Raw genomic sequence first — 25,985 nt, forward strand, 5'->3', positions numbered from 1 at the left:
GGCCGCTAGGAGGTTTCGTGGTCGAGACCGAGTTCCACCACGGTGAGAGAGTGGCCGGCCGGACGGCCCGTCCGCGGACCGTCGCGGACGCCGCGCACCGGGATCACCGCGTGCGGAAGGAAGCGGTCCCGCGAAAACTCACGCCGCTCAGCGAAGGGAACACACGCCCGTGCCCGGGGATCGCACCCCGTGCCGCTCGTCCCGGCAGGCGGTGATCCGGGCCGTGGACACCGCCTCCCTCTCCACCTTCCTCAGGGTGGCCGAGCAGTCGAGCTTCACCAAGGCGGCCAGCGATCTGAGCCTGGCCCAGCCGACGGTCACCGCCCGGATCAAGAAACTCGAGCGCGACCTCGCCTGCGATCTGTTCAACCGCACCGGCGCGCTCGTCCGGCTCACCACCGCCGGCCAGCGGTTCCGGCGCTACGCCCACAAGATCGTCAAGCTCAGCCGGATGGCGGAGGAGACCGTGCTCGAGGGCACCGCTCCCGGCGACGCGCTGACCGTGGGCGCCGACAGCGGGCTCACCTCCTACCGGCTGGTGCCGATCATCGAGTACCTGTACCGGCGGCACCCCGAACTGGCGCTGGAGATCCGGCCGCTGGAAGAGGACCCGTGGAGCCGCATCGGGGATTCCGACGTCGACTGCGCGTTCTTCATCGACGTCTGCGAGTCCTCGCCGAAAGCCGATTCGACCCTGCTGTGCCCGGAGCCGCTCGTGGTGGTCGCCGGCCAGGACGGGCCGCTCGGCCGTGACCCGGTCCCGACCTCGCGGCTGGCGAGGTACCCCTTGCTGTGCGCGCACCGCGGCAGCGGCTACCAGCGCCTGTTCGAGCAGACGCTGGGCGACGTCGGCGACACCCGGATCCGGGCGCTGACCTTCGGCTCGATCGACGCGGTGAAGCACGCGCTGACCGCCGGGCTGGGCATCGCGCTGCTGCCCCGGCTCAGCGTTGCCGGCGAGCTGGCCGAGGGCCGGCTGGTCGAGGTGCCGTGGACAGCGCCGTTCCAGGTCTTCACCCAGGTCGCCTGGCACGGCGAGATCCGCACCGACCCCCGGTTCTCGGTACTGCTCGACGCGGCGGCCCGCGCTACTGCCGAGCAGGTCGCGGACGCGGGAGCGCGCCCGGCCCAGCGGTCCGCCCTCTGAGAGGCGGGCCGTCGAGCCGGGCGCTGGTCCCGGTTCAGGCTCCGGGTGGTTGTTGCTGTTGTCCGTGGAGCGCTGTTGGTGTCGCGTAGCCAGATGACTTTGCCGACGACCACGGTGTGGTCCAGCAGCGTCTCGGTGTCGCCGACTTCGCAGATCAGCGCTACTGGTGAGCAGGTCGCGGATGCGGGAACGCGCCCGGCCCAGCGGTCTGCCCTGTGAGGGGCGGGCCGCTAGGCCGGGCGTTGGTCTTGTTTCAGGCTCCGAGGAGGCATTGTCGTCGTCCGTGGAGCACTGTTGGTCGCGTAGCCAATTGCCGACGACCACGGTGTGGTCCAGCTCTGTCGCCCACTGCGCAGATCAGCGCTACCGCCGAGCAGGTCGCGGACGCGGGAGCGCGCCCGGCCCAGCGGTCCGCCCTCTGAGAGGCGGGCCGCTAGGCCGGGCGTTGGTCCCGGTTCAGGCTCCGGGTGGTTGTTGCTGTTGTCCGTGGAGCACTGTTGGTGTCGGGTAACCAGTTGACTTTGCCGGTCGCGGACGCGGAAAAGCGCCCGGCCCAGCGGTCCGCCCTCTGAGAGGCGGGCCGCCAAGCCGGGCGCGCTGGTTCCGGTTCAGGCCCCGAGCGGGTACTGCTCTCGTCCGTAGAGCACCGTCGGGACCGCGTTCGTGTCCCGCAGCCAGACGACCTTGCCGACGACCACGGTGTGGTCCAGCAGCGTCGCGGTGTCACCCACTTCGCAGAGCAGCGCCACTCCCGCGGCGGACAGCACGGGGATCCGGCGCTGGGGCTGCCACGGCACGCCGTCGAACCGTTCGGCCGGGCTGCCGGTGGCGAACTTGCGGGTCAGCGCCCGCTGTGACCAGGACAGCGTGTTCACCGCGAAGACCCCGTTGTCGAGGATGGCTTCGAGGGTCCGGCTGTGGCAGCCCAGCGACACCAGGACGCTCGGGGTGTCGGCCGAAAGCGACATCACCGCGTTGGCCGTGCACCCGACGGGCGTGTCCTCGGTGACGGTGGTGAGCACGGTGACCCCGGTCGGCAGCTTCGCGATCGCCCGGCGGAACCCGTCCGCGGGCACCAGCCCCGGTGCGGGCGGGATTCCGGTGGGCGGGCTCGGCGCCGAGGCGTCCTGTGGTGGCGAGATGGCTTGCGCCGCACGGGTTTCCGCGGGCGGGCACGCGGTCTCGAGCCGGGGCTGGGGGACGGGTGCGGTTCCCATGGTGTTCCCTTCCGGGGGTGGGGTGGTCATCCGCGCTGCCCGATCGCGTCCGCGGTGAGGGCCGAGCGGTCGATCTTGCCGTTGACGTTGAGCGGCAGCTCGTCCAGCACGCTGAGCCGCCGGGGCACCATGTACCCGGGCAGCCGGCCGGCGACGGCGGCGAGCAGCCGCTCGGGGTCGAGGTGCGCACCCGTGCACACCGCTTCGAGCTCGGTGGTGCCGCCGCTGCCGGGCAGGGCGAGCACGATCGCGTCGCGCACCGCCTCCTGATCCCGCAGCGCGGCTTCGATCTCGCCGAGCTCGACCCGGTAGCCCTGCACCTTCACCTGCTGGTCCGACCGTCCCAAGTGGACGAGCGAACCGTCCTGCCAGGACACCCGGTCCCCGGTGCGGTACCAGGCGGTGTCGTCGAGCTCGTCGCCCGCGCGGTGCGGCCGCGCGCTCCGGTCGCCGTCGCCGAAGTGGTAGAAGCGGCCCTCGTTGTCGGCCGGGTCGAGGTAGCCGGGGAACCGCTGGGGCCCGCGCGCGCAGAGTTCCCCTTCCACGGCGGGGTATCCCTGGTCGTTCAGCACGACGTGACCGACGTTGGGGTGGAGGCGCCCGATCGGCACCGTCCCGTTGGCGGTGGCCGGCCAGTCCGCCGGATCGGCCGGCAGCCGGAACGCGGTGCAGCTGATGGTCAGCTCGGTGGGGCCGTAGAGGTTCTCCACCACACCGCCGGGGGCGGCGCGCTGCCAGGCCGCGGCCTGGTGCGTGGTGAGCGGTTCACCGCAGAACAGGCTCCAGCGCAGCGTGGGCATGCTGCCGGGCCGCAGGCTGCGCAGGCGCTGGGCGAAGGACACCATCGAGGGCACCGAGAACCAGTGGGTGAGTTCCTTCTCCGCGACGAACCGCACCGGCGCCAGCAGGTCCTCGCGGCTGGGGACGACGAGCGTCGCGCCGCCGCCCCAGGCGGTGAACATGTCGAACACCGACAGGTCGAAGGTCAGGTCGAACGTCTGCGAGACGCGGCTGCCCGGCGCCATCTCGTACCGCGGCACGACGTGCTCGAGGTAGGCGCAGACGTTGCGGTGCCGGATCGGGACGCCCTTGGGCTGCCCGGTCGAGCCCGAGGTGAACAGGATGTAGGCCAGGTCCCCGGCGCGGGACTCCGGCGGGGTGCGCGCGGCGCCGTCGGCGGGTTCGGTCATGAGCAGCTCCGGCACGCCGAGGCCGGCGGGCGCGCCCGGGTCCTCGGTGAGGACCAGGTCGAGACCGGCGGCCTCGGCGATCATCCGGTTGCGCTCGGCGGGGAACGCGGGGTTGAGCGGGACGGCGGTGCTGCCCAGCCGTTGCGCGGCGAGGTAGCCGGCGTAGGTCAGCACGCTGCGCTCGGCCAGCACGCCGATCCGGTCGGGCACCGTCCCCGCCGCGGTGACGGCCTCGGCGGCGAGGTGCCCGGCAAGGTCCCGCAGTCCGGCGTAGGTCAGGGTGCGCGCTCCGACTTCGAGCGCGGGCGCGCCGGCGTGCTTCTCGGCCGACGCGGCGAACCACTGGTACAGGGTTTCCATCGTGCTCATCCCTCCGATACGGGTGCGGTGGTCGTCTTTTCGTGGATGCGCAACAGGTCGTCGAAGGTCCGCCGCAGCAGGCCGGCCCGCGGCCGGCCCCGGGCGGCGGACTCCGCGGCGAACCGGACGACCTTGGCCAGCTCGCCCCAGCTCACCGCGGCCGCGGCGGCGGTCTCCGCGCAGATTTCGCCGTTCGCGGCGAGCACTTCGAGGCGGTAGGTGTAGTGCCTGCTCGCCGCCCACAGGTCGTCGCCGTAGCGGGCCGCGGCGGTGTCGTCCTCGGTCAGCACTTCGCTGACGCGCTCGAGCGCCTCCGGCAGGCCGCGGGTCCAGGCACCCGGGTCGGCCGGGGGCTCCTCGCCGGTGGCGCGCGCCAGCCAGCGGAACCGGTCCGCGTGCACCGGCTCCACGGCGGTGCCCAGCGCGTAGCGGTCGCGGTTGGCGATCTCCGGCGGCCACGGCGTGTGCGGGGCCAGCGCGCGCTCCAGCGTGGCGTCGTCCAGCCAGCCGAGGAAGGGTTCCTGCTCGCCGAGCGGGGTCAGCGCGCGGAAGTGGTCGGCCACCAGCCACCGCCCGTCGCGCCGGCCGAGCAGCAGCAGCCAGTGCGGCGAGTGCGCGCTTTCGTACGCCGGGGACCAGGACAGGTGGAAGGTGTCGGCGACGGCCAGCACCCGCCCCGAGCGGGTGAGCTCGGCCTGGAGGCCGGCGACGGCCCGCCCCCAGTCGGCCGCGCCGTGGTAGCCGAGCGCGGCGTCGCCGTCGATCCGCGCGTGCTGGGAGAAGACCAGCTCGCCGGGGCCGGTGTCGAGCCGGACCGCCAGGCGCACGGCGTGCGCCAGGCGCGACTGCACGCCGGGCTCGCCGGTTTCGAGGTAGGCCACCAGGTTGGTGGTGTAGCAGCTGAGTTCCGGGACTACGTCCGGGGCGTTGACGAGGTGCACGTCGACCTCCGTCGTCGTGGTCGGGTCCCGCACCGGGTCACGGAGCGGGCTGGAAGGCGCAGCTGAGCGGCACCGGCGATCGGGTGCGCAGGCTCAGCCAGGCGAAGCCGCCCCAGTGCCCGGACACCGCGCCGGGCGGGACGTCGATCGACCAGGGCCGCCCGGCCAGGCCGGTGCCCGCGGCCTTGACGCAGGCTTCCTGCACGGTCCACACCCAGGCGAACTCCTTCGCCCGCCGGGCGCGCGGCAGGGCGGTGACCGCCGGGGCGTGCGGGCCGAGGCACCGGCGCACGGCCGAGTCGGTCAGCCGCGCCGGGGGCAGCTGGACGTCGACGCCCACGTCCCCGTGCGCGCACACCGCCGCCGCGATCCGGTCCCCGTCGTGGGAGATCGTGACACCGGGCAGCGCGAGGTCCTCGGCGCTGCCCGGGTCCAGCCGGGGTTTCCCGGCCGGGTCGGCGCACAGCGGCAGCGCGGCCAGGTCGGGCCGGACCCGCCGCAGCAGGCGCCGCAGCAGGTGCCGGCCGGCGAGGAACTCCCCGCGGCGCCAGCGCGGCCGGGTGCCGGCCTCGGCGAGGTCCCCCGCGTGGGCGGGCGCATCGCCGAGGTCGGCCCGGGTGGCCGAAGCGACCCACACACCGGGCGCGACCTCGGCCCCGTCGACAGTGACCTCGGTGAGCCCACCGCCCCGGCCGATCTCTGCGCCCGCGGTGACTTCCGCAAACCCCCGGGCTGCGCCACTTTTCCGTGAAAGCTCCGCCTCGAGAGCTGCACTTTCCCGGGAAAGTGCCGGCTTGGGAGTGTCGATTTCACGGGAAAGTGGCGGGGCGGGCGGGAGCCGGTGGGGGGCGCCGGGCGCGGTTGTCTCGTCTCGGGTGCTCATGCGCGCAGTTCCTCGAGCACTGTCTCGGCGTTGTCGGCGACCGCGCCGAGCATCAGCTCGGTCACTCCGCCGCCGATGCCGAACACCGCGGCCTCGGCCCGCACGAGCTGCAGGCCGCCGTCGGCGAAACCGTCGGCGCCCTGCCAGCGCGCGCAGCAGGACAGCACGTCGTCGGCGGTGAGCCCGACCGCCGCCTTCAGCGTCGCCGCGCTCGTCGTGTCGTGGTCCTCCACGACCCGCTCGCCCAGTGCTTCGTACAGCGCGCGCAACGAGCGCACCCGGACCAGGCAGCCCGCGAACTCTTGGCGGACCGAGTCGTGGTCCCACAGCGCGCGCCCGTCGATCTCCCGCTCCACCAACGCGGTCCTGGTCTTCGCCAGCACCCGGCTGGTGAGCGCGGTCGCCCACTGGGCGCCGGCGAGCCGTTCGGTGCCCATGTGCCGGGCGAACAGCGCCAGCCCGCGCCCGGTCCGGCCGAGCACGGCGGAGGCGGGCAGCCGCACTCCGGCGAACTCGACGTGCCCGATGCCCGCGCCCGCGAGCAGGGTGGACGTGGCAGGCGAGACCCGCACCCCCGCGGCGTCCGCCGGGACCAGGACCCACGTGAAGGCGGTGAAGTGCCGGCCGGGGCGGTGCCGGGCCAGCACCAGGAAGTACGCGGCGCGGGTCGCCGTGGTCACCCACCGCTTCGCGCCCTCGAGCCGGACGGTGTCCCCGTCGATCTCGATCTCCGTGCCCAGCCCGGTGAGATCGGACCCGGCCGCCGCGGCGTCCGTGGCGGCCAGCGCGACCTCGCGGTCGCCGCTGACGACCTCGTCGAACTCCGGCCCGGTCCCGGCGGCCAGGATCGGCAGCGCGCTCGCGGACTGCACCAGCACGCTCAGCGTGGTCCCGTTGTCCTCCCGCGCGTCGACCGCGCGGAGGGTGGCGCCGAGCCGGTCCGGGTCGGCGACCAGCCCGGTCGGGGTGCGCCGCCGGTACTGCTCCCGCAGCACGCCGGTGGCGCCGAGCCGCTGCCACACGCGCGCGGCGGAGGCGCTGGGGTCCACAGTGGACAGCGCGTCCGCGGCGTCCGGACCGGCGCGCACCCGGTCTTCGAGGAGGGCTGACTCAGGCAAAGCGCACCTCCTGGTCGAGCAGGGTGAGCCGGCCGTCGGCGAGGTGCAGCCGGTCGTTGCTGTAGTTCAGCACCGCCGAGCGCAGGTCCCGCAGCGACTGCTCCAGCCGCGTGGGGGAATCGCGCAGGTAGCCGTGGCGCATCCCGACGGCGTCGACCAGTTCGTCGACGGCGCGGTAGCACTCCTCGGCGGCGGTGATCTTCACGGCGTTGATCAGCAGCTGCACCTTCGGCACGCTGAGGTCCGCGGTCGTCTCGACGACGTGGCGGGCGTGGCCGATCAGCGCGTGCACGGTGTCCAGCCGCTGGCGCGCCCGCGACAGCCGCGTCATCAGCAGTTCCGAGCTCAGGTCGGTCTTCCCCCGGCTGCCGCGCAGCGACGCGATCACCCGGGACAGCGCCCCGGCCGCCGTGCCCAGCCAGCAGGACGCCCAGCCGAGGTGCGCCAGCGGGCCGAACACGGTGGTGACGATCGTGTGGAAGTCGCCGTGGCGCCCGACGACCTGGTGGGCGGGGAGCCGCCCGCGCAGCCGCAGGGCACCGCTGTCACTGGCGCGCATGCCCAGCGGCTGCCAGCCACCCGCCCGCTCGATCTCCAGCTGGTCGCGGGCGGCGTAGACGAGCGACACCTGGTTGTCCGCTTCCGCGTCCGGGGCGCGCAGGGTGATCAGGAACCCGTCGGCGTGGTTGCCCCCGGTGACGACCGGCGCGAAGCGGTCGACGAGCAGTTCGCCCTCGCTCCAGGCCGCGGCGGACTCGGCGGTCAGCAGGTGCCCGCCCTTGCCCGCCTCGGTGGTGACCGAGCCGAGGTAGAGCCGGCCCGCGGCGATCTCGGGGAGCAGTTCCGCGCGCAGCCGGCCTTCGGCGTGCGCGAGCACGGCGGCGACCTGCTGGCAGTGCATCGCGAAGATCATCGCCACCGACATGTCGACCCGGCCGAGCTCGGTGCTGGTCTCGAGCACGTCGGCCAGCGACCCGCCGAGCCCGCCGTCTTCGGCGGGCACGAGCAGGCCCAGCAGTCCGGTGGCGCGCAGCTCGTCGAGCGCCTGCACCGGGAACGCGGCGGTTTCGTCGGCCTCGCGGACGTGCTCTTCGGCGACCTTGGTCACGCGTCCGACGAGTTCGGCCAGCGGGGCGGCGGTCACGACGACACCCCCTGGCGCTCCAGCTGGGCGCTCACCGCGGTCCACAGGGTGGCCGGGGTGGCGAAGGTGGCGTCGGTGATGTCCTCGTCCGGCAGGGAGACGCCGAAGACGTCCTCGATCTCGAACAGCACGTTGATCGACTGCATCGAGTCGAGCCCGCGCTCGCGCAGCGAGTCGTCCGGGCCGAGCTCGCGGCCGTTGAGGAACTTGAGGAACGGGGTGAGCAGTTCGGCCATGCGGGGATCCATCGGTTCACTCCTCATACTCGGTCCGCCGAAGCGGGGTCAGTGGTCCTGACCAGTTCCACGCGCGAGGTCCGCGCGGGGGCGCCGGGGCGGTCGCCGTCGACGACGACCTCCGCCGGCAGGGGGTGGCCCAGGAAGGCGACGAGGCTGGCGTACAGCCCGTAGGCGCCGACGTTCGGCACCGCCACCAGGTCGCCGGGGCTCAGCTCGGGCAGTTTTCCGTTGCGCGTCCAGGTGTCCAGCGGTGTACACAGTGGACCGGCGACGAGCGCGTCCAGCGCGGGCGGGCCGGCCGGGCCGAGCAGGTGCGGCGAGAGCGGGGGCAGCCGCCGCATCCCGGACATGCCGCCGAGGTGGTTGATGCCGGACTCGAGCACGACGATGTCCTTGCCCTGCGAACGCTTGACGTCCAGCACCGCCGTGACGAGGGTGCCCGCTGTGCCGACCAGATAACGGCCGGACTCGAACACGACTTCCGGGCCCCGCTCGCGCCAGCCCGGCAGCTTCTCGCCGAGCAGCGCTTCGAGCCCTTCACACAGGCCGGGCAGTTCACCCGCGGTGCCGTCCTTCGCGAACGGGGCGCCGAAACCGCCGCCGAGGTCGAGGGTCCGGAAGCGGACGCCGTGCGGCGCCAGGGCTTCCCGCAGCTTCGCGGCGGTGTCCAGCGCGCGGCCGAACTGCCCGATCAGGTCGGCCGCCTCGGTGAGGTTGGTGCCCATGTACAGGTGCAGCCCCGCCGCCTCGGCGTGCTCGCGCCCGGCGAAGCGAGCGGGCTCGGCGAGGATCCAGCCGGTGTCGGCGCCGAACTGCGAAGACACCCCGGTCATCGCCAGGCCCTGGCCCGGCACCGGCTGGTCGTCGTTGACGCGCAGCAGGTAGCGGGCGCGGACCCCGGCCTCGCCGGCGAGCCGGTCGAGCTGGGTGATGGCGTGCGGGGAGTCCACGGAGAACTCCCGCACCCCGGCCCGCAGCGCGGCCGCGATCTCGGCGTCCCGCTTCCCGGGGCCGGTGTAGAGCACCTGCGCGCCGGTCCAGCCGGCGTCGAGCGCGGCCCGCAGCTCGCCGGAGGAACAGACCTCCGGGCGGCTCCCGGCTTCGCGCAGTGTGCTCAGCACGTCCGGGTGGGGATTGGCCTTGAGCGAGTACAGCAGCCCGGTGCCGCCGGGCAGGGCCGCGTCGAGGCGCCGGTGGTTGTGACGGACTTCGGCGAGGTCGTAGACGTAGGCGGGCGTGGGCATCCCGGCGAGGTCGCCGGGCAGGTCCGCGAGCGGCGAAAGCCGCTCATCGAGCAGCTCCACCGGCCACCTCCTCCACCATCGAGGCCAGCGCCTTGCGGTCGACCTTTCCGTTGCCGGTCAAGGGAAGCGCGCCCACCCGCAGGCAGCTCGCCGGAATCTTGAACTCCTCGATCCGGGTGCGCATCGCGTCGAGCACGCCCTCGGCGGCCAGGTCGCCGGTGACGAACAGCCAGGCCGGGCGGGTGTCCTTCGGGACCAGCACGGCGGCTTCGCGGACCCCGGGCACGCCGCGGGCGGCGGTCTCGACCTCGGTCGCGCTGACGCGGAACCCGCGCTCCTTGTAGATGTCGTCGCGGCGGCCGTCGAAGTAGAGGTAGCCCTCTTCGTCGAGCCGGCCGTAGTCCCCGGTCCGCAGTTCCGGGAACAGCCCGTCCACGCGCGGGAACTTCTCCTCGGTGAGCTCCGGGCGGCGCCAGTACCCGGCCATCACGTTCGGGCCGCGCACCACGATCTCGCCGACCTCCCCGGCGGGCAGCCGCTCGCCGGACTCGCCGATGACGAAGACCTCCGTGCCGGGCAGGGCCCGGCCGCTCGAACCGGGCCGGTCCAGATCGCCGTCCACCGGCATGATGGTGGCGCGCTTGCACTCGGTCAGCCCGAACATCAGCTGCACGCGCAGGCCGGGAATGGCCTGCCGCAGCGATCCCAGCGTGCCGGTGGGCATCGCGGCACCGGTGTTGGTGAGCAGCCGCAGCGCGGGGGCGGGCTTCGGGCGGCGCCGCAGCAGCGCGCTGAGCGCCTCGGCGACGGCCGGGACGGCGGGCAGCACGGTCGCGTTCGCCCGCACCAGGTTGCCGACCAGCGACGGTCCCACCTCGGTGGGGGCGCCCATGACCAGGTTCGACCCGGCGGTGGCGGACAAGAAGACCTGGTACAGCCCGTAGTCGAAGGACAGCGGCAGCGGGCTGTAGACCACGTCGTCGCTGCGGTACTCCAGCACCGACGCGATCGCCCGGACGGCGAACAACATCTGCTGGTGGGTGCTGACCACGGCCTTCGGCAGCGAGGTGGTGCCCGAGGTGTAGATCAGGCACACCGGGTCCACCGGCAGCGGGGGAGCGGGCAGCGTGACGTCCCGGCCGGGGCCGGCGGCGAGGTCCTCCACCGAGACCGCGGGGACCCCGGCCGCTTCGGCCGACCGCCGCACGTCGTCGTCGCCGGTTACCATCAGCACCGGCTCGGAGTCCGCGAGCACGTGGTCGAGGCTGCCGCCGCGAACCTGTTCGTGCAGCAGGGAAAACGCGACCCCGGCGCGGGCGGCGCCGAAGAGCACGGCGGGCAGCAGCGTGCTCGCCGGGGCGCTGATCAGCAGCCGGTCGCCGCGGCGGGTGCCCCGGGCGGCGAGCGAGGCGGCGACCCGCTCCGCGGCGGCGGCGAGCTCGGCGTAGGTCGCCGACGTTCCCCGGCAGGTCAGCGCGGTCCGGTTCGGCCACTGCCGGGCGGCGTGGGCGAGCAGTTCGTGGAGCACGCCGGGCGAGTAGGTCATCGGGTTCCTCCTGCGTCCAGGACGGCGCGGCAGAGGCCGTCGACGTGGGTGAGCTTCTCCGGGACGAGGTCCTCGGCGGCGAACTCGACGCCGAGGTCGCTTTCGATCCGCTCGACGATCTCCATCATGCGGAAGGAGCTGAAGCCGGGGATGTCGCCGAGCGCGTGGTCGCCTTCGGCCGGCCCGGTGCCCAGCACGGTCCCGATCACCGCGGCGACGGACTCACGCAGCTCCGGCGGCACCTCGACGGTGTCCACTGTGGACTCCGTGACGGGTTCGGCGGTGCCGCCGAACGCCGTGTGGTCCGCGGCGAGGCACTCGGCGAGGCGGGGGAACAGCGCCCGCGGCTCGGCCCGGCCCGCGGAGACCCGGCGGCTCGCCAGGTAGACCTGCTTCGCGAGCGCGTCCCACTCGGCCAGGTGCGCCCGGACCGTGTCGGTGTCCAGCCCCATGGCCGCGGCGTGCAGGCGGCGGCTGCGGGTCAGCAGCCAGGTCTGCAACGTCAGTCCCCGCAGCGCCCGCACGCGGTCGGGGTGGTCGGCGTAGGTCGCCACGAACGTGCCGGCGTCGGCCAGCTCCACCAGCGGCGTGCGCTCGGCGGGGAGGTCGCCGGCGACGAGGGTGAACGTCAACGCCCCCTCGGGAAGCGCTTCGGCGAGCTCCGCGTGGCCGAGCGTCCACCGGCCCGGCCGGGCCGCGCCCCACTGGGTGTCGTTGTGGTAGCCGTCGACGACGGTGACGCCGTCGCCGGCGGGCTCGACCAGGAAGCTGTGCTCGAGGTGCTGGTTGTGGTGGTAGGGGACCCAGGGGAGGTGGTAGGCGTCCGCGACGACGTAGCAGCCGGGGCCGGGCTCGAGGTCGTCCGCGGCGGTGATCTGCTCGCGCCGGGTGATGCGCAGTCCCAGCAGGTCGGCGGATTCGGACACGTGCGCGTCGACCCGCGGCTCCACGGTGGGCAGCCCGTCCGCGCCCGGCCGGGGCCAGAAGCGCAGGATCCGGCCCAGAGCGAGGTGCGTGCCTTCGCCGTGCAAGCGGTCGGCGAGCTCGGCCAGGTTCACCTGGACGCAGTCGAAGAGGCGGTGGTCCATCGGCTCAGACGGCATGACCACTCCCGGCGGTCGCGAGCCCCGGGACCGGCTGCAGCCGGTCCATCGCCGTCACCAGCGCCTGCTCCTCCGGTGGCTCGCTGCTGAGCTCGCCGTCGGCCAGTTGCTGGTACGCGGAGAGGTCGAGGTACCCGTGCCCGCTCACGCAGGCGACGACGCCGCGGGAGGACCCGCCGCCGGCGGCCAGGCGCGCGGCGACGGCCAGCGCGTGCCCGGACTCCGGTGCGGGGAGCACCATCTCCGAGCGGGTGAAGGCCTGCCCGGCCTCCAGCGCTTCGACCTGCCCGACGGCCTGGGCGGTGACCTGGTCCTGGTGCCGCATGGCGGAGATGACCTTCGCGGCGCCGTGGAAGCGCAGGCCGGCCGAGTGCGAGTCCGGAATCGGGTAGCTGCTGCCGATCGTGTACATCGCCTCCATCGGGCTGACCCCGGTGGCGTCGGTCTTGTCGTAGGCGTAGACGCCGCGGGTGAGCTTCGGGGTGGTGCTGGACTCCGCGGCCACCAGCCGCGGGCACTCCGCCCCGGTCACGGCGGCCTCGGCGAAGAAGGGCAGGGCGATCCCGCCGAAGTTCGAGCCGGCGCCGACGCAGCCGACGACGCTGTCCACTTCGGCCTCCAGCTCGGCGAGCTGCTCGATGGCCTCCAGCCCGATGACGGACTGGTGCAGGATGCTGTAGGTTTCGCCGCTGCCGATGCAGAACGCGGCCCCTTCGGTGCGCCCGGCGTATTCGACGGCTTCGCCGATGGCCAGGGCGAGGCTGTTCACCCCGCCGCCGGTGCGGGCGGCCACCTCGGTCAGCTCGCTCGGGCTGGCGTGCACGGTGGCGCCGAGGGTCCGCATCAGCGTGCCCCGGTAGGGCTTTTTCTGCAGGCTCGTGCCCACCATGAACACCCGGCAGCGCAGCCCGAACATCGCGCAGGCGGCGGCGAGCGCCGTGCCCCACTGCCCGGCCCCGGTCCCGGTGACCAGTTCCTTCACCCCGGCCTTGGCGTAGTAGTAGGCCTGCGCGAGGGCGGTGTTCAGCTTGTGGCTGCCGGAGATGTTGCCGCCTTCGTACTTGACGTAGATCGGCACCCGCGCGCCGACGGTCTCCTCGAACCGGCGGGCCCGCCACAGCGGGGTGGGCCGGAAGCTGCGGTAGGCGTCGAGCACTTCGACGGGGATGTCCCAGAACTCCCGGCCCGGGGACGACTGGCGCACCAGGGCGAACGGCAGGTTCACCGACACCCCCGTGTCCGAGCCGCCCGCGGCCGCCTCCGGGCTGCGGTCGGGCGGCAGCGGCTCGTCCAGGTGCGGCAGCACGCTGCGCCAGCTGGTGGGCATGCGGACCGTGCTCATCACAGCTCCTCCGTTTCGCGGGTTCCTTCGGCGACGACCTCGACGAGGTCGTCGACCGTCTTGAACGTGCGGCCGACGAACAGGTCGTCGGGCAGGGTCACGTCGAGCTCGTCCTCCAGGCGCACGAGCATGCCGACGAAACCCATCGAGTTGACGCGCAGCAGGTCGCCGCTGAGCGGCTCGTCGTCCTGGATCTGGTGCGGCTCCAGGGAAAGCCGGGATTCGGCGATCACCACGCGCTTGACCGAGTCGGCGACCGTCGCGTGATCGGGTTCGGCTGTCATCGTTGCCCTCCAAGGCTCATCGGGGATGGGGTCCGTTCTCCGGCCAGGAATTCGTCGAGGTGGGTGAGCACGTCGGGGAGCGCTTTCCGGCCGAACACGTCGAAGTGGCCGCAGTCCAGTTCGCGGACGCGCAGCCGCCCGGACAGCCGGGCCCAGTTCTCGACCTGGGTGCGGCGGTGCGGGCTCGCGCACGCCATCAGCAGCGCGGGGCCGGGGTGGGTGCTGGTCACCCGGTGCCGGCCCGACGCGGTGACGTGGGCGTGGGCGGTGGTTTCGGCCCAGGGCTGGTCGCGGGGCGCGACCCGGGCGTGCACCGAGCGCATGATCCGCTCGACGACCGCGTGCCGCTGTCCCGCGGTGCGGAACTCGTCCCGGCAGGTGAAGCTGTCGATCATCACGACCGCCGGCGCCGGGCCGGTCGCGGCGAGCCGCGCGCCCAGCTCCCAGGCGAGGACTCCGCCCATGGACCAGCCCACCAGCAGTTCGGGCCGTCGGGGCAGGGTGTCCAGCAGCGGCAGGTACCGCCGCGTCATCGCGCCGACGTCGGAGTCGGGCCGCTCGCCGGCGAACAGGCCGCTGGCCCGGATCCCGCTCACCCCGCGGCGCCGGGCCAGCCGCAGGGCCAGCGGCGTGTACGGGCCCAGGCCGCCCCCGCCGGGGTGCACGAGCACCGCCTGCGGTGCGTGGGGACGCCGGCTGAGCGGGAGCAGCAGCGGCGGCCGTGCGGGGCTGGACATCAGCTCGCCTCGCGCAGCCGGCCGTTGGCCTCGACCACCCAGCAGTAGTTCACCAGCGCGGCCAGGGTGATGGGCCCGCGGGCGTGCAGCCTGCTGGTGCTGATCGCGATCTCCGAGCCCAGCTCCAGCGTCGGCCCGTCGTTGAGCCGCAGGGAACCGTTGACGACGATGGTGGCCGCGTCCACCCGGTCGGTGAACTCGGCGGTGGCCACCGGGTCGGTGGCGGCGATCGCCTCGCTGTGCCCGGAGCCGTACCGCTGGACGAACTCCACCGCCTCGCCCGGGGAATCCACCGCCACCACACCGATCGTGCTGTCGAGAAACTCCCGGCCCAGGTCGTGCTCACCCAGTTCTTCCACCCGCCACTGCCCGGTGGTCTCCGGTCGCCGGAGCCCTTCGCCGACCCGCACGGTCAGCGGCCGGCCGTCGCGGCGGGCGCCGTCGAGCAGGGCGGCCACGAACTCGTCGGCCACCGGCCGGTCGACCAGCGCGATCTCCAGCGACGTGCACCCGGCCGGGGCGGGCAGCTTGCTGTCCAGCGCGATCGCGACCGCCTGGGCCAGTTCGGCGCTGCGGTGCACGTAGAGGTGGTTGACCCCGCCGCCGCTGGCCAGCACCGGGATGGTGCTCGCGCGGTCGCAGTAGTCGACCAGGGAAGCGCTTCCCCGGGGGATGAGCACGTCGATCTCGCCGGGCCGGCGCAGCAGTTCCCGCAGCAGCGCACGGCTGGGGTCGTCCAGCACGGTGACCAGGCCCGCGGGCAGCTCCGCGTCTTCCAGGGCGGCCGTGACGGCGGCGCCGAGCGCGGCGTTCGTCCGCGCGATCTCCTTGCCGCCACGCAGGATCACCGCGTTGCCGGCCGCGACGTTCAGCAGCGCGCCCTCGACGGTGACGGTCGGGCGGGCCTCGAAGATCATCAGCACCACGCCCAGCGGCCGCGGCACGCGGTGCCGCACGCCCCAGTCGCCGATCGGGGTGCCCGGTGGCCGACGGGTCAGCTCGCGCAGCTCCTCGGCGACGGTCGAGGTCAGGGCCACCAGCCCGGCGAGGTGCTCGTCGGTCAGCCGCAGCCGGTCGACGAGGACGTCGGGCATGCCTTTTTCCCGCGCCTGCACCACGTCGGCGTCGTTCGCGTCCCGGATCCGCGGCCAAGCCGCGGTCAGCCGTCCGGCCAGTCCGGTGCAGAACCGGTCGTACGCCTCGTTGCCCAGCGGCGGTGCCGCCACGGTCGCCGCACGTGCGGCGCCGACGATCTTGTCAACCATTGTTCTCCCGATCTCGAACCGGATTCCAGCCGCGGCGACTCCGCGGCGATTCCGGTGATTTCCCCGGCAGATGCTTCACGCTGCCATCGGAAAATAGCCGGGGCAATGGTGATCATGGACCTGTTGATCGTCTCATCACCACTTTCTATGACCCCATCGACAGCACCCTTTTCCGCGGCTTTAAACGTTGACTACGCAGAAAAATCCTTGGAGTGTCGTGAGGCATGGAACATCGTCGACTGGGCCGCAGCGGCCTCTCACTCAGCAGGATTTCGTACGGCAACTGGATCACCCACGGATCGCAGGTGGCCGAAGAACAAGCGAAGAAATGCGTGGAAGCGGCGTGGGACGCCGGGATCACCACCTTCGACACCGCCGACATGTACGCGAACACCCGGGCCGAAGAGGTGCTGGGACGCGCACTGTCGGGCCGGCGCCGGGAGAGCCTGGAGATCTGCACCAAGGTGTACTGGCCGACCGGGCCCGGCGGCCCCAACGACCAGGGCCTGAGCCGCAAGCACATCATGGAGTCCGCGCACGGCTCCCTGCGCCGGCTCGGGACCGACTACCTCGATCTCTACCAGGCCCACCAGTTCGACTCCACGGTCGAGCTGGAGGAGACCATGCTGGCCTTCGCCGACCTGGTGCGCCAGGGCAAGGTCCTCTACATCGGCGTCTCGGAGTGGACCGCCGAGCAGATCACCCGCGCCGCCGCGCTGGCCCGCGAGCTGCGGGTCCCGCTGGCCGGCAGCCAGACGCAGTATTCGATGCTGTGGCGGGTCATCGAGGCCCAGGTCATCCCGGCCTGCGAGCGCGAGGGCATGGGCCAGCTCGTCTGGTCGCCGATGGCCCAGGGCGTGCTGACCGGCAAGTACCTGCCCGGCAAGCGGCCGCCCGAAGGGTCCCGCGCCACCGACGGCGAAGGCAGCGGCTACATGGTCCGCTGGTTGCAGGACGACGTGCTCCGCAAGGTGCAGGAGCTGCGCCCGATCGCCGAGCAGCTCGGCCTGACCATGGCGCAGCTGGCCCTCGCCTGGGTGCTGCAGAACCCCAACGTCACCACCGCGATCACCGGTGCCTCGCGCCCGGAGCAGCTCACGGACAACCTCAAGGCCGTCGACGTCGTGCTCGAGGACGCCGTCATGGCCAAGATCGACGAGCTGCTCGACGGCGTCAGCCGCTTCGACCCGACCCTCATCGGCGTGCCGCTCACCGCCCTCGTGTGACCGAACCGCCACCACAGCACCCGATTCAGGGAGGACGCGTGCCGGACACCACGTGGGCGTTCGACGGGAAGCGCTACCGGATGCACCGCTTCCCCGCCGAAGTCCGGGCCCGGATGAAACCCCTCAACCGCAGCGACAACTGGCACGCCGGGCTGGCCTGGCTCGAGGACGCCTGCTGGATCGCGGCGTGCGTGTGGCTGTGCGTCGCGGTGTCGTGGTGGTGCTACCCGTTGGCGGCGCTGGTCATCGGCGCCCGCCAGCGGGGGCTGTCCACAATCCTGCACGACTGCGCCCACGGCGTCGGCGCGGCCGACCACCGGGTGCGGATGCTGCTCGGCACCGTGCTCACCGCGTACCCGATCTTCCAGCAGCACTACGCGTACAAGATCTCGCACGTGTTCACCCACCACCCGCGGCTGGGCGACCCGGACCGCGACCCGGACCTGCGGTTCTTCATCGAGCAGGGCGCCTACCGGGCCGCCTCGCCGCGGGCGTACGTGCGCCGGGTGGTGCTGATGCCGCTGTTCGGCACGCAGACCTGGGCCTACCTGCGGTACCTGGTGCGCAACCGGTACCGGGTGCTGCGCGCGGGCCGCGCCCGGGAAGCGTCTCCGGTCCAGCCCCGCAAGCGGCTGCTCGACCGCCTCGGGTTCTGGGCGTTCTGGGCCGTCGTGGCCGGCGTCTGCTGGTCGCAGGGCTGGATGGTGGAGCTGCTGCTGTTCTGGTTCGTGCCGTACCTGACGAGCTTCCAGATCCTGGGCTGGTACATCGAACTGTCCGAGCACACCCCGCTCGTGCGGGACTCCCGGACCGACCTGTACATGACGCGCAACCGCAAGAGCCGCGGCTGGGAGAAGTTCCTCACCGGCATCCACAACGACAACTACCACCTGGAACACCACCTCGACCCGCGCACGCCGTTCTGGAACCTCGGCAAGGCGCGCCGGGTGCGGCTGGCCGACCCGGACTACGCCGCGGTCGACGCCGTGCTGGGTGGGCTGTTCACGCGCGGGCCGCAGGGCCAGCCCAGCGCCGTCACCGCGATCGTCACGTCCATGTCCGCACCGAGGGAGTACGCCCATGCCGGTCACTGAGAGAACCGCCAGCGCGCCGAAGGACTACCGGCGGCGCGAGTCCGCGGTGCTGCACGCGGGCGCGGAGCTGCGCACCGGCCCGACGGCCCCGGTGATCACCCCGATCTTCCAGACCGCCGCCTACGAACTGCCCGGCACCGGCGCCGCCGCGGGCATCTTCGACCTCAGCGAGGACGGTCACGCCTACAGCCGCCTCAACAACCCCACCTGCGACGTGCTCGAAGCGCGGATCGCGGGGGTCGACGGCGCTCCGGCGGCGCTGGCCGTCGCCTCCGGCCAGGCCGCGACCACCGTCGCGCTGCTGAACCTGTGCCAGGCCGGCGACAACATCGTCAGCTCCGACGAGCTCTACGGCGGCACGTGGAACCTGCTGGCCAACACCTTCGCCCGGTTCGGCGTCGAGACCCGGTTCGTCAGCCCCGAGGACCCGAAGAACTTCGCCGCCGCCACCGACGACCGCACCCGGTGCTACTTCGGCGAAACCCTGCCCAACCCCAAGCTGCGCATCTTCCCCATCGAAGACGTCGCCGGGCTCGCGGAGCAGGCCGGGGTGCCCCTGGTGCTGGACAACACGCTGCTCCCGATGGTCTGCAACCCGCTGGAGTTCGGCGCGAACATCCTGGTGTACTCGGCGACGAAGTACATCGGCGGGCACGGCAGCGCCCTCGGCGGGCTCATCGTGGACGGGGGCACCTTCGACTGGACCCGCCACGCCGAGCGGCACCCGCTGCTCACCGAACCCGACGCCGCGCACGGCGGCGCGGTGTGGACCGAAGAGGGCGCCGGGCTCGACAGCGCGCTGGGACGCAGTCCGTACCTGCTCAAGGCGCGGGAGACGATGGTGCGCGACCTCGGGTCGTGCCTGAGCCCGTTCAACGCCTTCCTGCTCATCCAGGGCATCGAGACGCTGCCGCTGCGGATGCGGGCGCACGGCGAGAACGCGGCCGCGGTGGCGCGCTTCCTCGCCGCGCACCCGGCGGTGGCATCGGTCCGCCACCCGAGCCTCGCCGGCGGCGAGCAGGAAGAGCTGCTGCGGCGTTACCTCGGCGGCAACGGCGGCCCGCTGGTGCAGTTCGAGCTCCTCGGCGGGCAGGAGGCGGGCAGCCGGTTCATCGAAGCCCTCCGCCTGTTCGCGCACGTGACCAACATCGGCGACGTCCGGTCGCTGGCCACGCACCCGGCGTCGACGACCCACGCCCAGCTGCCGGTGGCCGATCAGCTCGCGGCGGGGGTGACGCCGGGTTCGGTGCGGTTGTCGCTGGGGTTGGAGCATCCTGACGACTTGCTCGAAGACTTGGCTCGGGCGTTGGAGTGTGCCCGGTGAGCCGGCCGCTCGTCGCGCTCGCGGCGTCGGCCGAAGTGGTCGACGACGTGGCGCACGTCGCGGTGCGCGACGTCTACGTCCGGGCCCTCGAACGGGTTTCCGGCTGTGCGGTCGCCGTCGTCGGCGGTCCCGCGCCGTACCTGGCGGAGCTGCTGGACCGGTTCGACGGCGTCGTGTTCGGCGGGCACCAGACCGACGTGCAGCCCGCCCGCTACGGCGGTCCGCCCCGGCTCGCCCCGGCGGACCCGGACCGCGACGAGTTCGCGTTGCGGGTGCTGCCCGCCGCGTTGCGGGCGAAGCTGCCGGTGCTGGGGATCTGCCGCGGGGTGCAGGAGCTGAACGTCGCCTTGGGCGGCACCCTGCGCGACCTGCCCGGCGACGACCACCGCGAGGACCTCTCGCAGCCCAGGGACCGGCAGTACCTGCCCGCCCACGAGATCCGCCTCCGCGAAGGCGGGGTGCTGCGGCGGCTGCTGGGCACCTCGGCCGTGTCGGTGAACTCGTTGCACCACCAGGCGATCGACCGGGTCGCGCCGGACCTGCGGGTGGAAGCGGTGTCCGCCGACGGCGTGGTCGAGGCCGTCTCGGCGCGGGCTCCGGCGGGGTTCTGCCTCGCCGTGCAGTGGCACCCGGAGTGGTACGCGGGCACCGACCCGGTCTCCGCCGCGCTCTTCCGTGAGTTCGGCACCGCGGCCCGGCTCGCCGCCGGCCGCCGGGCGCACCTCGCCGAGGCCGGCTAGCTGTTCTGTCCGGGGAGGTTGCGATCGTGGTGACACGTGATCGGATGATCTTGCTGTAGGGAAGGGCCTCCGGGTTCGGTGTGGATTGCGACGTCTACACCGATCAACGGAGGCCCTTCGTGACTCACGCTAACGCACCTTTGACTGCGACCGGGAGATTGCGCCTCGCTCGCTGTGTCGTGGAAGACCGGTGGCCGTTGCGGCGGGCCGCGGAACGGTTCCAGGTGTCGGTCTCCACCGCTGCGCGGTGGGCCGGCCGCTACCGCGAGCTGGGTGAAGCGGGGATGACCGACCGCTCGTCGAGGCCGGTGACCAGCCCGAACCGGACCCCGACCCGGACTGAGCGGCGGATCATCAAGGTCCGGGTGCTGCGCCGGTGGGGACCGGCCCGGATCGCCTACCTGCTCGGGTTGAACCCCTCCACCGTCCACCGCGTGCTGGTCCGCTACCGGCTGGCCCGCCTCGCCCACCTCGATCGGGCCACCGGCCGGCCGGTCCGCCGCTACGAACATCCCGCGCCCGGTGATCTGGTGCACGTGGACATCAAGAAGCTGGGCAATATCCCCGACGGCGGCGGGCACAAGGTCCTCGGCCGTGCTGTCGGGGAGCGCAACAGCAACGCCCACCGCGACCCCGCCCGGCCTCGCACGCTCAGCAACCGCGCCAACCTCGGCTACAGCTACCTGCACAACGCCGTGGACGATCACTCCCGCCTGGCCTACACCGAGATCCTGCCCGATGAGACCAAGGAAACCGCGGCCGCGTTCTGGATCCGGGCGCAGGCGTTTTTCACCAGCTGGGGGATCACCGTCACCCGGGTCTTGACCGACAACGGGTCCTGCTACCGCTCATGTCTGTGGCGCGACACGCTGCGCGACGCGCAGGTCACGCACAAGCGCACCCGTCCCTACCGGCCGCAGACCAACGGCAAGGTGGAACGGTTCAACCGGACCCTGCTCGATGAATGGGCTTATGACCGGCCCTACCGGTCCGAGACCGAACGCCGCCAAGCCCTACCGGGCTGGCTGCACACCTACAATCACCACCGCGGCCACACCGCACTCGCAGGCCAACCACCTGCCAGCCGCGTTCCCAACCTCACGGGTCAGTACAGCTAGCCCGGCTTTTCCCGGCCCCGCCCCATGTCCAGCAGCGGCATGAACAGGTGGGCCAGCGGCCCGATCGCGCAGGCGTACAGCACGGTCCCGATGCCCAAGGTGGCGCCGAGCAGGAACCCGATCACCAGCACCGCGAGCTCGATGCCCCAGCGCACCGCCCAGATCGGGTGCCCGCGCTCGGCGAGCCCGGTCATCAGCCCGTCCCGCGGCCCCGGCCCGGCCTGGGCACCGATGTAGCAGCCGGTGGCGAACCCGTTCAGCACGATGCCCGCGACCAGCACGACCCAGCGCAGCCACAGGTGCCCGAACGACGGCAGCAGCGCGAGCGTGAGGTCCATCGAGGTGCCGACGAGCAGGACGTTGCACAGCGTGCCCAGCCCCGGCTTCTGGCGCAGCGGGATCCACAGCAGCAGCACGGCGGCGCCGATCAGGTTGGTCCAGAGGCCGATGCTGAGCCCGGCGGTGCGGGTCAGCCCCTGCGCGAGCGCGTCCCACGGCTCCACGCCGAGCCCGGCCGCCACGACCATCGCGTCGCTGATCCCGTAGAGCACCAGCCCGGTGAGCAGCTGGACCCCTCGGCGCACCGGCCGGCCCGGCGGCACCAGCGGCGACTGCAGCAGAGACACCACCGTCCGGGTCAGTCCTTCCGCCGGGTCCGCAGCACTGGGCACCGGTGATTTTACGGGAGACCGGCGTCCTCGCAGCCTGGGTGTGGCGTGCGTCAGGCGGGGAATGAACTGCGGATCCGCGGTGTTGATCTAGGGCATGTCCGAGAAAACCGCAGAATTCAGCCCCACGGATTGGGTGCAGGACCAGACCAAGAAGATCCTGGAGACCGGGACGACCGAGGGGATCGAGGTACTCGGGTCGCCGGTCGTGCTGCTGACGCTGCGCGGCGCGAAGACCGGCAAGCTGCGCTACACCCCGGTGATGCGGGTGGAGCACGCCGGGAGCTATGCCGTGGTGGCGTCCAAGGGCGGCGCTCCGGAGCACCCCGTCTGGTACCACAACATCAAGGCGCACCCGGAGTTCCCGCTGCAGGACGGGACCGTGACCAAGACCTACGTCGCGCGCGAGGTCGAGGGAGCCGAGCGGGCCGAGTGGTGGGAACGCGCGGTGGCGGCGTACCCGTCCTACGCCGAGTACCAGCAGAAGACCGACCGGCAGATCCCGGTGTTCGTGCTCGACCCGAAGTAACGCCGGTCACCACGCTTCGAACAGAGCCGGAAGAGGGGGTGCGGCCGGGTGGCCGCACCCCCTCTTCGCCCGGCGTCGATCAGGCCTGCGGCTCGTCCTCGAGCGCGCCGACCTGCTCCGGATCCTCCGGCCCGGCCATGTGCCGGATGCTGTCGCTGCCCTTGTGGTCGTGGGCCTTGGCGTACCGGGAATCCAGCACCCGTCCCAGTTTGTGCGCCGCCCCGGCGTAGGCGTCGTCCACGGTGGCCGCGTGGTGGGTGACCGCGACCGGTTGCTTGCCCCCGGGCCGCGCCTCGATCACGCACTTCATGTCTTCCGGCTTGCCGCCGCCGTCCTCGCTGAGGTGTACCTCCACCCGGGTCAGCCATCCGCCGAACCGGGAGAGGCTGGTCTCCAGGTCGGTGCTCACGTAGGTGACGAGTCCTTCGCCACCGTGGACGTTGTGGCCGGTGTTGACCTGGATCTGCACGAGCACCCTCCAAAGCGGACGACGATGATCCCCGTCAGTACCCACGGGGACGGCAAGCTCAAACCGGGCACCGTCACAGCAGCCCCGCGGTGGCGGCGTGCGCGGCGGCCGCCGCCCGCGACGACACGCCCAGCTTGCCGCGGATGTTCGACACGTGGCGGTGCGCCGTGTGGACGCTGATCCCGAGCCGGCGCGCGATCTCCTGATCGCTCAACCCCTGCGCGACCAGGCGCAGCACGTCGAGTTCGCGGCCGGAGAGCTCGCCGCGCGGCGAGCCGGCCCGGCGCACTCGCCGGCCGGCGCCGAGGAACTCCCGCACGGCGCGGGTGAGCGAGTCCGCGTCGCCGCGCCAGGGCAGGTGGTCGGTGCCGTCGAGCGGGACGAAGGTCGCGCCCGGGATGCGGGTGGCGACGTCCTGGCCCAGGGCGAACGGGATCGCGCGGTCGTCGCGGCGGTGCAGGACGAGGGTGGGGACCTCGATCGTGGCCAGCCGGTCCCGGACGTCGAACGCGTACACCGCCGCGAGCGAGCGCACCGCCTTCTCCGCCGTCAGGCTGCCGCGCTGGAACCGGACGAACTCGTCGCGTTCCGCCGGCGTCGCGGTCGGCAGGAACAGGTCGGCGAGGATCCGGGAGCCCACGCCCCAATGCCGTCCGACGAGCGCCAGCAGGGAATCCCGCGCTTCCGCCGTGGCGATCTCGGTGCCGCGGGCGTAGCTGCCGTACAGGACGAGCCGCTCCACGCGGTCCGGGTGGGCCGCCGCGTACGCCATCGCGGCGCAGCCCCCCGAAGACCCGCCGAAGAGGCTCACCTTCTCCCCGGCCGCGTCGACGACGGCGCTCAGCGCGGCCACTTCGTCGGCGAGCGAAGTGACCAGCGGCCCGGCGGGGTCGGACAGGCCGGCGCCGGGCCGGTCGTAGCGGATGAGCGTGCACCGGTCGCCGAGCAGCCCGGTGAAGCGCCGGAACAACGGGTCCCGCCAGTCCAGCTCCAGGTGCCCGCACCACCAGCCGCCGACGACGAGCGGTGGGCCCGCGCCCGCGGCGGCCCAGGCGACCGTGCGAGCGCCCGCAGCGGTGAACCGCACGGCTTGGTCCTGACCTGGCATTCCCCGAGCGTAGGCCGTTTCGCGAGAGCGCGTGGCCCGTTCCGGCCAGCACCCGGAATGGCACGAGTGGGTGATGCGGCGGCCGGCGGGTCGCTGATGAACTGCGTCCCGTCGGGCGGCGGTTCCAGGGAGGAACGATGGTTGGAGAAGACAGCGCACGGAACGGGCTCGGGGATCGCTTCGGGGCGGCCCTCTACGACCCGTTCTTACGCCGGGGGGAGCGGCTGGGCCTGGCAGGCCGGCGCGCGGAGCTGCTGCGGCGCGCGCGGGGACAGGTGGTCGAAATCGGGGCGGGGACCGGGCTCAACGTCCGGCACTACCCGCCGACGGCGCAGGTCGTGCTGACCGAGCCCGTCCCGGCGATGTACCGGCGGCTCGAGAAGCGCGTGCGAGACCGCGCCGGACTGCGGCCGGTGCGAGCCGCCGCCGACGCGCTGCCGATGGCGGACGCCAGCGTCGACACGGTCGTGTCGACGCTGGTCCTCTGCACGGTGCCCGACGTCGACCGCGTGCTGGCCGAGCTCGTGCGGGTGCTGCGCCCCGGCGGGCGGCTGCTGTTCTGCGAGCACGTGCGTGCCGAAGACCCGAAGCTGGCGCGAAGGCAGAAGCGCCTGGCGGGTCCGTGGGCGGCGTTCGCGCAGGGCTGCCGGTGCGACCGCGACACGGTCGCGTTCGTCAAGCAGCGGTTCGCCATCGAGGACATGACCACGGCCCGCTGGCGCGGGATGCCGTCGGTGGTCCGCCCGCTGATCATCGGAACGGCGACGCCGGCCCGCTAGCCCGGCAAGACTCCCGGCCGCCGATGCGGTGAATGACCCATTCCCCTCGCCCGACGCCATGAATGACTCATTCCTGGCATCACGACCCACCCTCAGGCGCGTGAGACCAGCGCCGTGGTGACGGCGGTGGTCAGGTGGGCGGCCAGTTCCGCAGGGCGACCTCGGCCACCTGCTCGAGTTCGTCGCGCTCGGCGCCGCCCGCGGCTTGGACGGCGATGCCGTTCGCCACCGTCATGAGGTACCGGGCGAGCAGTCCCGGATCGGCCTCCGGGGGGAGGTCGCCTTCGTCGACGGCTTGCCGGAAGCGGTCCCGCAGGTGCAGGCGGCCCTTGTCCCGCCAGGCGGCGAGGGTGTCGCGGGCGGGCCGCCCGGCCTCACCGGCGGCCAGCGAGCCCTGGACGCCCAGGCAGCCGGCGGGGCAGCCGGGGCGGGTGCTCGCCCCGACCGAGCCGGCGAGGAACGCCGTGGCGACTTCTCGGGCGGTCGGCTGCCGCAACGCCCGTTCCACATATGCCGCAGGGCCTTCTTCGTAGCGCTCCAGGGCTTTGCGGAACAGGTCCTCCTTGTTGCCGAAGGCGGCGTACATGCTCGTCTTCGTGATGCCCATGGCGCTGGTCAGGTCGGCCAGGCTGGCGCCTTCGTAGCCCTGCTCCCAGAAGACGATCATGGCGCGCTCGAGGGCCGCGTCGGCGTCGAACCCCCGCGGCCGGCCGATCGGTGTCTTCCCGGCAACGTCCATGCCTCTGATCCTACCCCTTCGGTACCGATCGGTCTGGAAGTGCTACGGTCGAGATCTGTACCGATCGGTTCTAAAATCTGCGGAGGTTCGGGTCATGGGAAAGCTGGCAGGCAAGACGGCCGTCGTCACCGGCGGCGGCACGCGGGGGATCGGCCGGGCCACGGCCGCGCGGCTGGTCGCCGAAGGGGCGCACGTGTTCATCACCGGCCGGCGCAAGACCGAGCTGGACGAGGCCGTGGAAGTCATCGGCTCGGGGGTCACCGCGGTGCCGGGCGACATCACGGACCCGGCCGACCTGGACCGGCTGTACGACGCGGTCCGCGATCGCGGTCAGGGCCTGGATGACGGACGAGCGGCGTGTATGGAAAAAGTGTAGTAGCAAGAATTTAGTTATCGGTTGTCGACTTATAATAAAAATAGGGGGGGGGGTT

The 25,985-nt window shown here is 72.7% G+C and carries 27 protein-coding genes; 9 read left to right on the forward strand and 18 right to left on the reverse strand.

Going from position 1 to position 25,985, the window contains the following annotated elements:
• Positions 1–223 precede the first annotated feature (223 nt).
• The gene (locus AB0M83_RS34595) at positions 224–1,147 is read left to right on the forward strand and encodes a LysR family transcriptional regulator (protein WP_364523551.1); all 924 of its coding nucleotides are present in this window, start codon (positions 224–226) and stop codon (positions 1,145–1,147) included.
• Between the two features lie 608 nt (positions 1,148–1,755).
• Here the strand turns inward: AB0M83_RS34595 and AB0M83_RS34600 are convergent.
• The 14 genes from AB0M83_RS34600 to AB0M83_RS34665 all read right to left on the reverse strand — a co-directional run bounded on the left by AB0M83_RS34600 (position 1,756) and on the right by AB0M83_RS34665 (position 15,760).
• Positions 1,756–2,364 carry a flavin reductase gene (locus AB0M83_RS34600; RefSeq protein ID WP_364523553.1) on the reverse strand — a complete coding sequence of 203 codons (609 nt, stop codon included), beginning with the start codon at positions 2,362–2,364 and terminating at the stop codon, positions 1,756–1,758.
• Positions 2,365–2,390: 26 nt separating this feature from the next.
• Entirely contained in the window at positions 2,391–3,914 is a 1,524-nt protein-coding gene (locus tag AB0M83_RS34605) for an amino acid adenylation domain-containing protein (protein ID WP_364523605.1), read from the reverse strand.
• A gap of 5 nt (positions 3,915–3,919) precedes the next feature.
• Entirely contained in the window at positions 3,920–4,888 is a 969-nt protein-coding gene (locus tag AB0M83_RS34610; protein WP_364523555.1) for a hypothetical protein, read from the reverse strand.
• A 4-nt stretch (positions 4,889–4,892) separates the two neighbouring features.
• Positions 4,893–5,492, reverse strand: coding sequence for a 4'-phosphopantetheinyl transferase superfamily protein (locus AB0M83_RS34615; RefSeq protein WP_364523557.1), 600 nt, complete (start codon positions 5,490–5,492; stop codon positions 4,893–4,895).
• A gap of 242 nt (positions 5,493–5,734) precedes the next feature.
• A complete protein-coding gene (locus tag AB0M83_RS34620; protein WP_364523559.1) occupies positions 5,735–6,856 on the reverse strand; it encodes an acyl-CoA dehydrogenase family protein in 1,122 nt (373 codons plus the stop codon).
• The gene (locus AB0M83_RS34625) at positions 6,849–8,000 is read right to left on the reverse strand and encodes an acyl-CoA dehydrogenase family protein (protein WP_364523561.1); all 1,152 of its coding nucleotides are present in this window, start codon (positions 7,998–8,000) and stop codon (positions 6,849–6,851) included. Before AB0M83_RS34625 ends, AB0M83_RS34620 begins: the two co-directional genes overlap by 8 nt.
• Positions 7,997–8,248 carry a phosphopantetheine-binding protein gene (locus AB0M83_RS34630; RefSeq protein WP_364523563.1) on the reverse strand — a complete coding sequence of 84 codons (252 nt, stop codon included), beginning with the start codon at positions 8,246–8,248 and terminating at the stop codon, positions 7,997–7,999. The genes AB0M83_RS34625 and AB0M83_RS34630 overlap by 4 nt, the downstream gene beginning before the upstream one ends.
• Before the next feature lie 11 nt (positions 8,249–8,259).
• The gene (locus tag AB0M83_RS34635; RefSeq protein WP_364523565.1) at positions 8,260–9,543 is read right to left on the reverse strand and encodes a type III PLP-dependent enzyme; all 1,284 of its coding nucleotides are present in this window, start codon (positions 9,541–9,543) and stop codon (positions 8,260–8,262) included.
• Entirely contained in the window at positions 9,527–11,029 is a 1,503-nt protein-coding gene (locus tag AB0M83_RS34640; protein ID WP_364523567.1) for a class I adenylate-forming enzyme family protein, read from the reverse strand. Before AB0M83_RS34640 ends, AB0M83_RS34635 begins: the two co-directional genes overlap by 17 nt.
• On the reverse strand, positions 11,026–12,132 hold the full coding sequence (locus AB0M83_RS34645) for an acyl carrier protein (protein ID WP_364523569.1): 1,107 nt from the start codon (positions 12,130–12,132) through the stop codon (positions 11,026–11,028). The genes AB0M83_RS34640 and AB0M83_RS34645 overlap by 4 nt, the downstream gene beginning before the upstream one ends.
• Positions 12,122–13,474 carry a TrpB-like pyridoxal phosphate-dependent enzyme gene (locus AB0M83_RS34650; RefSeq protein WP_364523571.1) on the reverse strand — a complete coding sequence of 451 codons (1,353 nt, stop codon included), beginning with the start codon at positions 13,472–13,474 and terminating at the stop codon, positions 12,122–12,124. The genes AB0M83_RS34645 and AB0M83_RS34650 overlap by 11 nt, the downstream gene beginning before the upstream one ends.
• Complete coding sequence (locus AB0M83_RS34655) at positions 13,474–13,758, reverse strand: acyl carrier protein (protein WP_364523572.1); 285 nt, start codon at positions 13,756–13,758, stop codon at positions 13,474–13,476. The genes AB0M83_RS34650 and AB0M83_RS34655 overlap by 1 nt, the downstream gene beginning before the upstream one ends.
• Positions 13,755–14,495: an alpha/beta fold hydrolase gene (locus tag AB0M83_RS34660; RefSeq protein WP_364523574.1), complete on the reverse strand. Its 741-nt coding sequence runs from the start codon at positions 14,493–14,495 to the stop codon at positions 13,755–13,757. The genes AB0M83_RS34655 and AB0M83_RS34660 overlap by 4 nt, the downstream gene beginning before the upstream one ends.
• On the reverse strand, positions 14,495–15,760 hold the full coding sequence (locus AB0M83_RS34665; RefSeq protein WP_364523577.1) for a glutamate-5-semialdehyde dehydrogenase: 1,266 nt from the start codon (positions 15,758–15,760) through the stop codon (positions 14,495–14,497). Before AB0M83_RS34665 ends, AB0M83_RS34660 begins: the two co-directional genes overlap by 1 nt.
• Positions 15,761–15,984: 224 nt before the next feature.
• On the opposite strand from AB0M83_RS34665, the gene AB0M83_RS34670 reads away from it, so the two are divergent.
• The 5 genes from AB0M83_RS34670 (at position 15,985) to AB0M83_RS34690 (ending at position 21,262) form a co-directional block, all read left to right on the forward strand.
• Positions 15,985–16,986, forward strand: a complete 1,002-nt coding sequence (locus AB0M83_RS34670) for an aldo/keto reductase family protein (RefSeq protein WP_364523579.1) — start codon at positions 15,985–15,987, stop codon at positions 16,984–16,986.
• 38 nt (positions 16,987–17,024) lie between these two features.
• Positions 17,025–18,080 (forward strand): fatty acid desaturase family protein, encoded by a 1,056-nt coding sequence (locus tag AB0M83_RS34675; RefSeq protein ID WP_364523582.1) that lies wholly within the window; start codon positions 17,025–17,027, stop codon positions 18,078–18,080.
• On the forward strand, positions 18,067–19,404 hold the full coding sequence (locus AB0M83_RS34680; RefSeq protein WP_364523584.1) for a PLP-dependent transferase: 1,338 nt from the start codon (positions 18,067–18,069) through the stop codon (positions 19,402–19,404). Before AB0M83_RS34675 ends, AB0M83_RS34680 begins: the two co-directional genes overlap by 14 nt.
• Positions 19,401–20,144, forward strand: coding sequence for a gamma-glutamyl-gamma-aminobutyrate hydrolase family protein (locus AB0M83_RS34685; protein WP_364523586.1), 744 nt, complete (start codon positions 19,401–19,403; stop codon positions 20,142–20,144). The genes AB0M83_RS34680 and AB0M83_RS34685 overlap by 4 nt, the downstream gene beginning before the upstream one ends.
• 119 nt (positions 20,145–20,263) lie before the next feature.
• Positions 20,264–21,262 carry an IS481 family transposase gene (locus tag AB0M83_RS34690; RefSeq protein ID WP_364523607.1) on the forward strand — a complete coding sequence of 333 codons (999 nt, stop codon included), beginning with the start codon at positions 20,264–20,266 and terminating at the stop codon, positions 21,260–21,262.
• Here the strand turns inward: AB0M83_RS34690 and AB0M83_RS34695 are convergent.
• Positions 21,259–21,933, reverse strand: coding sequence for a hypothetical protein (locus AB0M83_RS34695; protein ID WP_364523588.1), 675 nt, complete (start codon positions 21,931–21,933; stop codon positions 21,259–21,261). The two genes, AB0M83_RS34690 and AB0M83_RS34695, sit on opposite strands and share 4 nt — an antisense overlap.
• A gap of 94 nt (positions 21,934–22,027) precedes the next feature.
• Between AB0M83_RS34695 and AB0M83_RS34700 the strand changes: the two genes are divergently transcribed.
• Positions 22,028–22,459: a nitroreductase family deazaflavin-dependent oxidoreductase gene (locus AB0M83_RS34700; RefSeq protein WP_364523590.1), complete on the forward strand. Its 432-nt coding sequence runs from the start codon at positions 22,028–22,030 to the stop codon at positions 22,457–22,459.
• A 79-nt stretch (positions 22,460–22,538) separates the two neighbouring features.
• Here AB0M83_RS34700 and AB0M83_RS34705 read toward each other — a convergent pair whose 3' ends face one another.
• Both AB0M83_RS34705 and AB0M83_RS34710 read right to left on the reverse strand, forming a co-directional pair.
• Positions 22,539–22,934, reverse strand: a complete 396-nt coding sequence (locus AB0M83_RS34705; protein WP_364523592.1) for an HPF/RaiA family ribosome-associated protein — start codon at positions 22,932–22,934, stop codon at positions 22,539–22,541.
• 67 nt (positions 22,935–23,001) lie between these two features.
• Positions 23,002–24,036 (reverse strand): alpha/beta fold hydrolase, encoded by a 1,035-nt coding sequence (locus tag AB0M83_RS34710; protein WP_364523594.1) that lies wholly within the window; start codon positions 24,034–24,036, stop codon positions 23,002–23,004.
• 137 nt (positions 24,037–24,173) lie between these two features.
• Between AB0M83_RS34710 and AB0M83_RS34715 the strand changes: the two genes are divergently transcribed.
• Complete coding sequence (locus AB0M83_RS34715; protein ID WP_364523596.1) at positions 24,174–24,815, forward strand: class I SAM-dependent methyltransferase; 642 nt, start codon at positions 24,174–24,176, stop codon at positions 24,813–24,815.
• Between the two features lie 130 nt (positions 24,816–24,945).
• Here AB0M83_RS34715 and AB0M83_RS34720 read toward each other — a convergent pair whose 3' ends face one another.
• A complete protein-coding gene (locus tag AB0M83_RS34720; protein ID WP_364523598.1) occupies positions 24,946–25,554 on the reverse strand; it encodes a TetR/AcrR family transcriptional regulator in 609 nt (202 codons plus the stop codon).
• A gap of 94 nt (positions 25,555–25,648) precedes the next feature.
• Here AB0M83_RS34720 and AB0M83_RS34725 point away from each other — a divergent pair, with 94 nt between their 5' ends.
• Positions 25,649–25,930: an SDR family NAD(P)-dependent oxidoreductase gene (locus AB0M83_RS34725; RefSeq protein ID WP_364523600.1), complete on the forward strand. Its 282-nt coding sequence runs from the start codon at positions 25,649–25,651 to the stop codon at positions 25,928–25,930.
• The last annotated feature ends 55 nt before the right edge of the window (positions 25,931–25,985 follow it).

This window comes from Amycolatopsis sp. NPDC051106 (assembly GCF_040682775.1).
Taxonomy (GTDB): domain Bacteria; phylum Actinomycetota; class Actinomycetes; order Mycobacteriales; family Pseudonocardiaceae; genus Amycolatopsis.

Excerpts from the sequence above, each read along its gene's own strand:
- AB0M83_RS34605 (WP_364523605.1), bottom strand. The coding sequence starts at position 3,914 with ATGGAAACCCTGTACCAGTGGTTCGCCGCGTCGGCCGAGAAGCACGCC.
- AB0M83_RS34670 (WP_364523579.1), top strand. The coding sequence starts at position 15,985 with ATGGAACATCGTCGACTGGGCCGCAGCGGCCTCTCACTCAGCAGGATT.
- AB0M83_RS34660 (WP_364523574.1), bottom strand. The coding sequence starts at position 14,495 with ATGTCCAGCCCCGCACGGCCGCCGCTGCTGCTCCCGCTCAGCCGGCGT.
- AB0M83_RS34720 (WP_364523598.1), bottom strand. The coding sequence starts at position 25,554 with ATGGACGTTGCCGGGAAGACACCGATCGGCCGGCCGCGGGGGTTCGAC.
- AB0M83_RS34725 (WP_364523600.1), top strand. The coding sequence starts at position 25,649 with ATGGGAAAGCTGGCAGGCAAGACGGCCGTCGTCACCGGCGGCGGCACG.
- AB0M83_RS34630 (WP_364523563.1), bottom strand. The coding sequence starts at position 8,248 with ATGGATCCCCGCATGGCCGAACTGCTCACCCCGTTCCTCAAGTTCCTC.
- AB0M83_RS34715 (WP_364523596.1), top strand. The coding sequence starts at position 24,174 with ATGGTTGGAGAAGACAGCGCACGGAACGGGCTCGGGGATCGCTTCGGG.
- AB0M83_RS34655 (WP_364523572.1), bottom strand. The coding sequence starts at position 13,758 with ATGACAGCCGAACCCGATCACGCGACGGTCGCCGACTCGGTCAAGCGC.
- AB0M83_RS34600 (WP_364523553.1), bottom strand. The coding sequence starts at position 2,364 with ATGGGAACCGCACCCGTCCCCCAGCCCCGGCTCGAGACCGCGTGCCCG.
- AB0M83_RS34650 (WP_364523571.1), bottom strand. The coding sequence starts at position 13,474 with ATGAGCACGGTCCGCATGCCCACCAGCTGGCGCAGCGTGCTGCCGCAC.
- AB0M83_RS34700 (WP_364523590.1), top strand. The coding sequence starts at position 22,028 with ATGTCCGAGAAAACCGCAGAATTCAGCCCCACGGATTGGGTGCAGGAC.
- AB0M83_RS34640 (WP_364523567.1), bottom strand. The coding sequence starts at position 11,029 with ATGACCTACTCGCCCGGCGTGCTCCACGAACTGCTCGCCCACGCCGCC.
- AB0M83_RS34680 (WP_364523584.1), top strand. The coding sequence starts at position 18,067 with ATGCCGGTCACTGAGAGAACCGCCAGCGCGCCGAAGGACTACCGGCGG.
- AB0M83_RS34710 (WP_364523594.1), bottom strand. The coding sequence starts at position 24,036 with ATGCCAGGTCAGGACCAAGCCGTGCGGTTCACCGCTGCGGGCGCTCGC.
- AB0M83_RS34645 (WP_364523569.1), bottom strand. The coding sequence starts at position 12,132 with ATGCCGTCTGAGCCGATGGACCACCGCCTCTTCGACTGCGTCCAGGTG.
- AB0M83_RS34665 (WP_364523577.1), bottom strand. The coding sequence starts at position 15,760 with ATGGTTGACAAGATCGTCGGCGCCGCACGTGCGGCGACCGTGGCGGCA.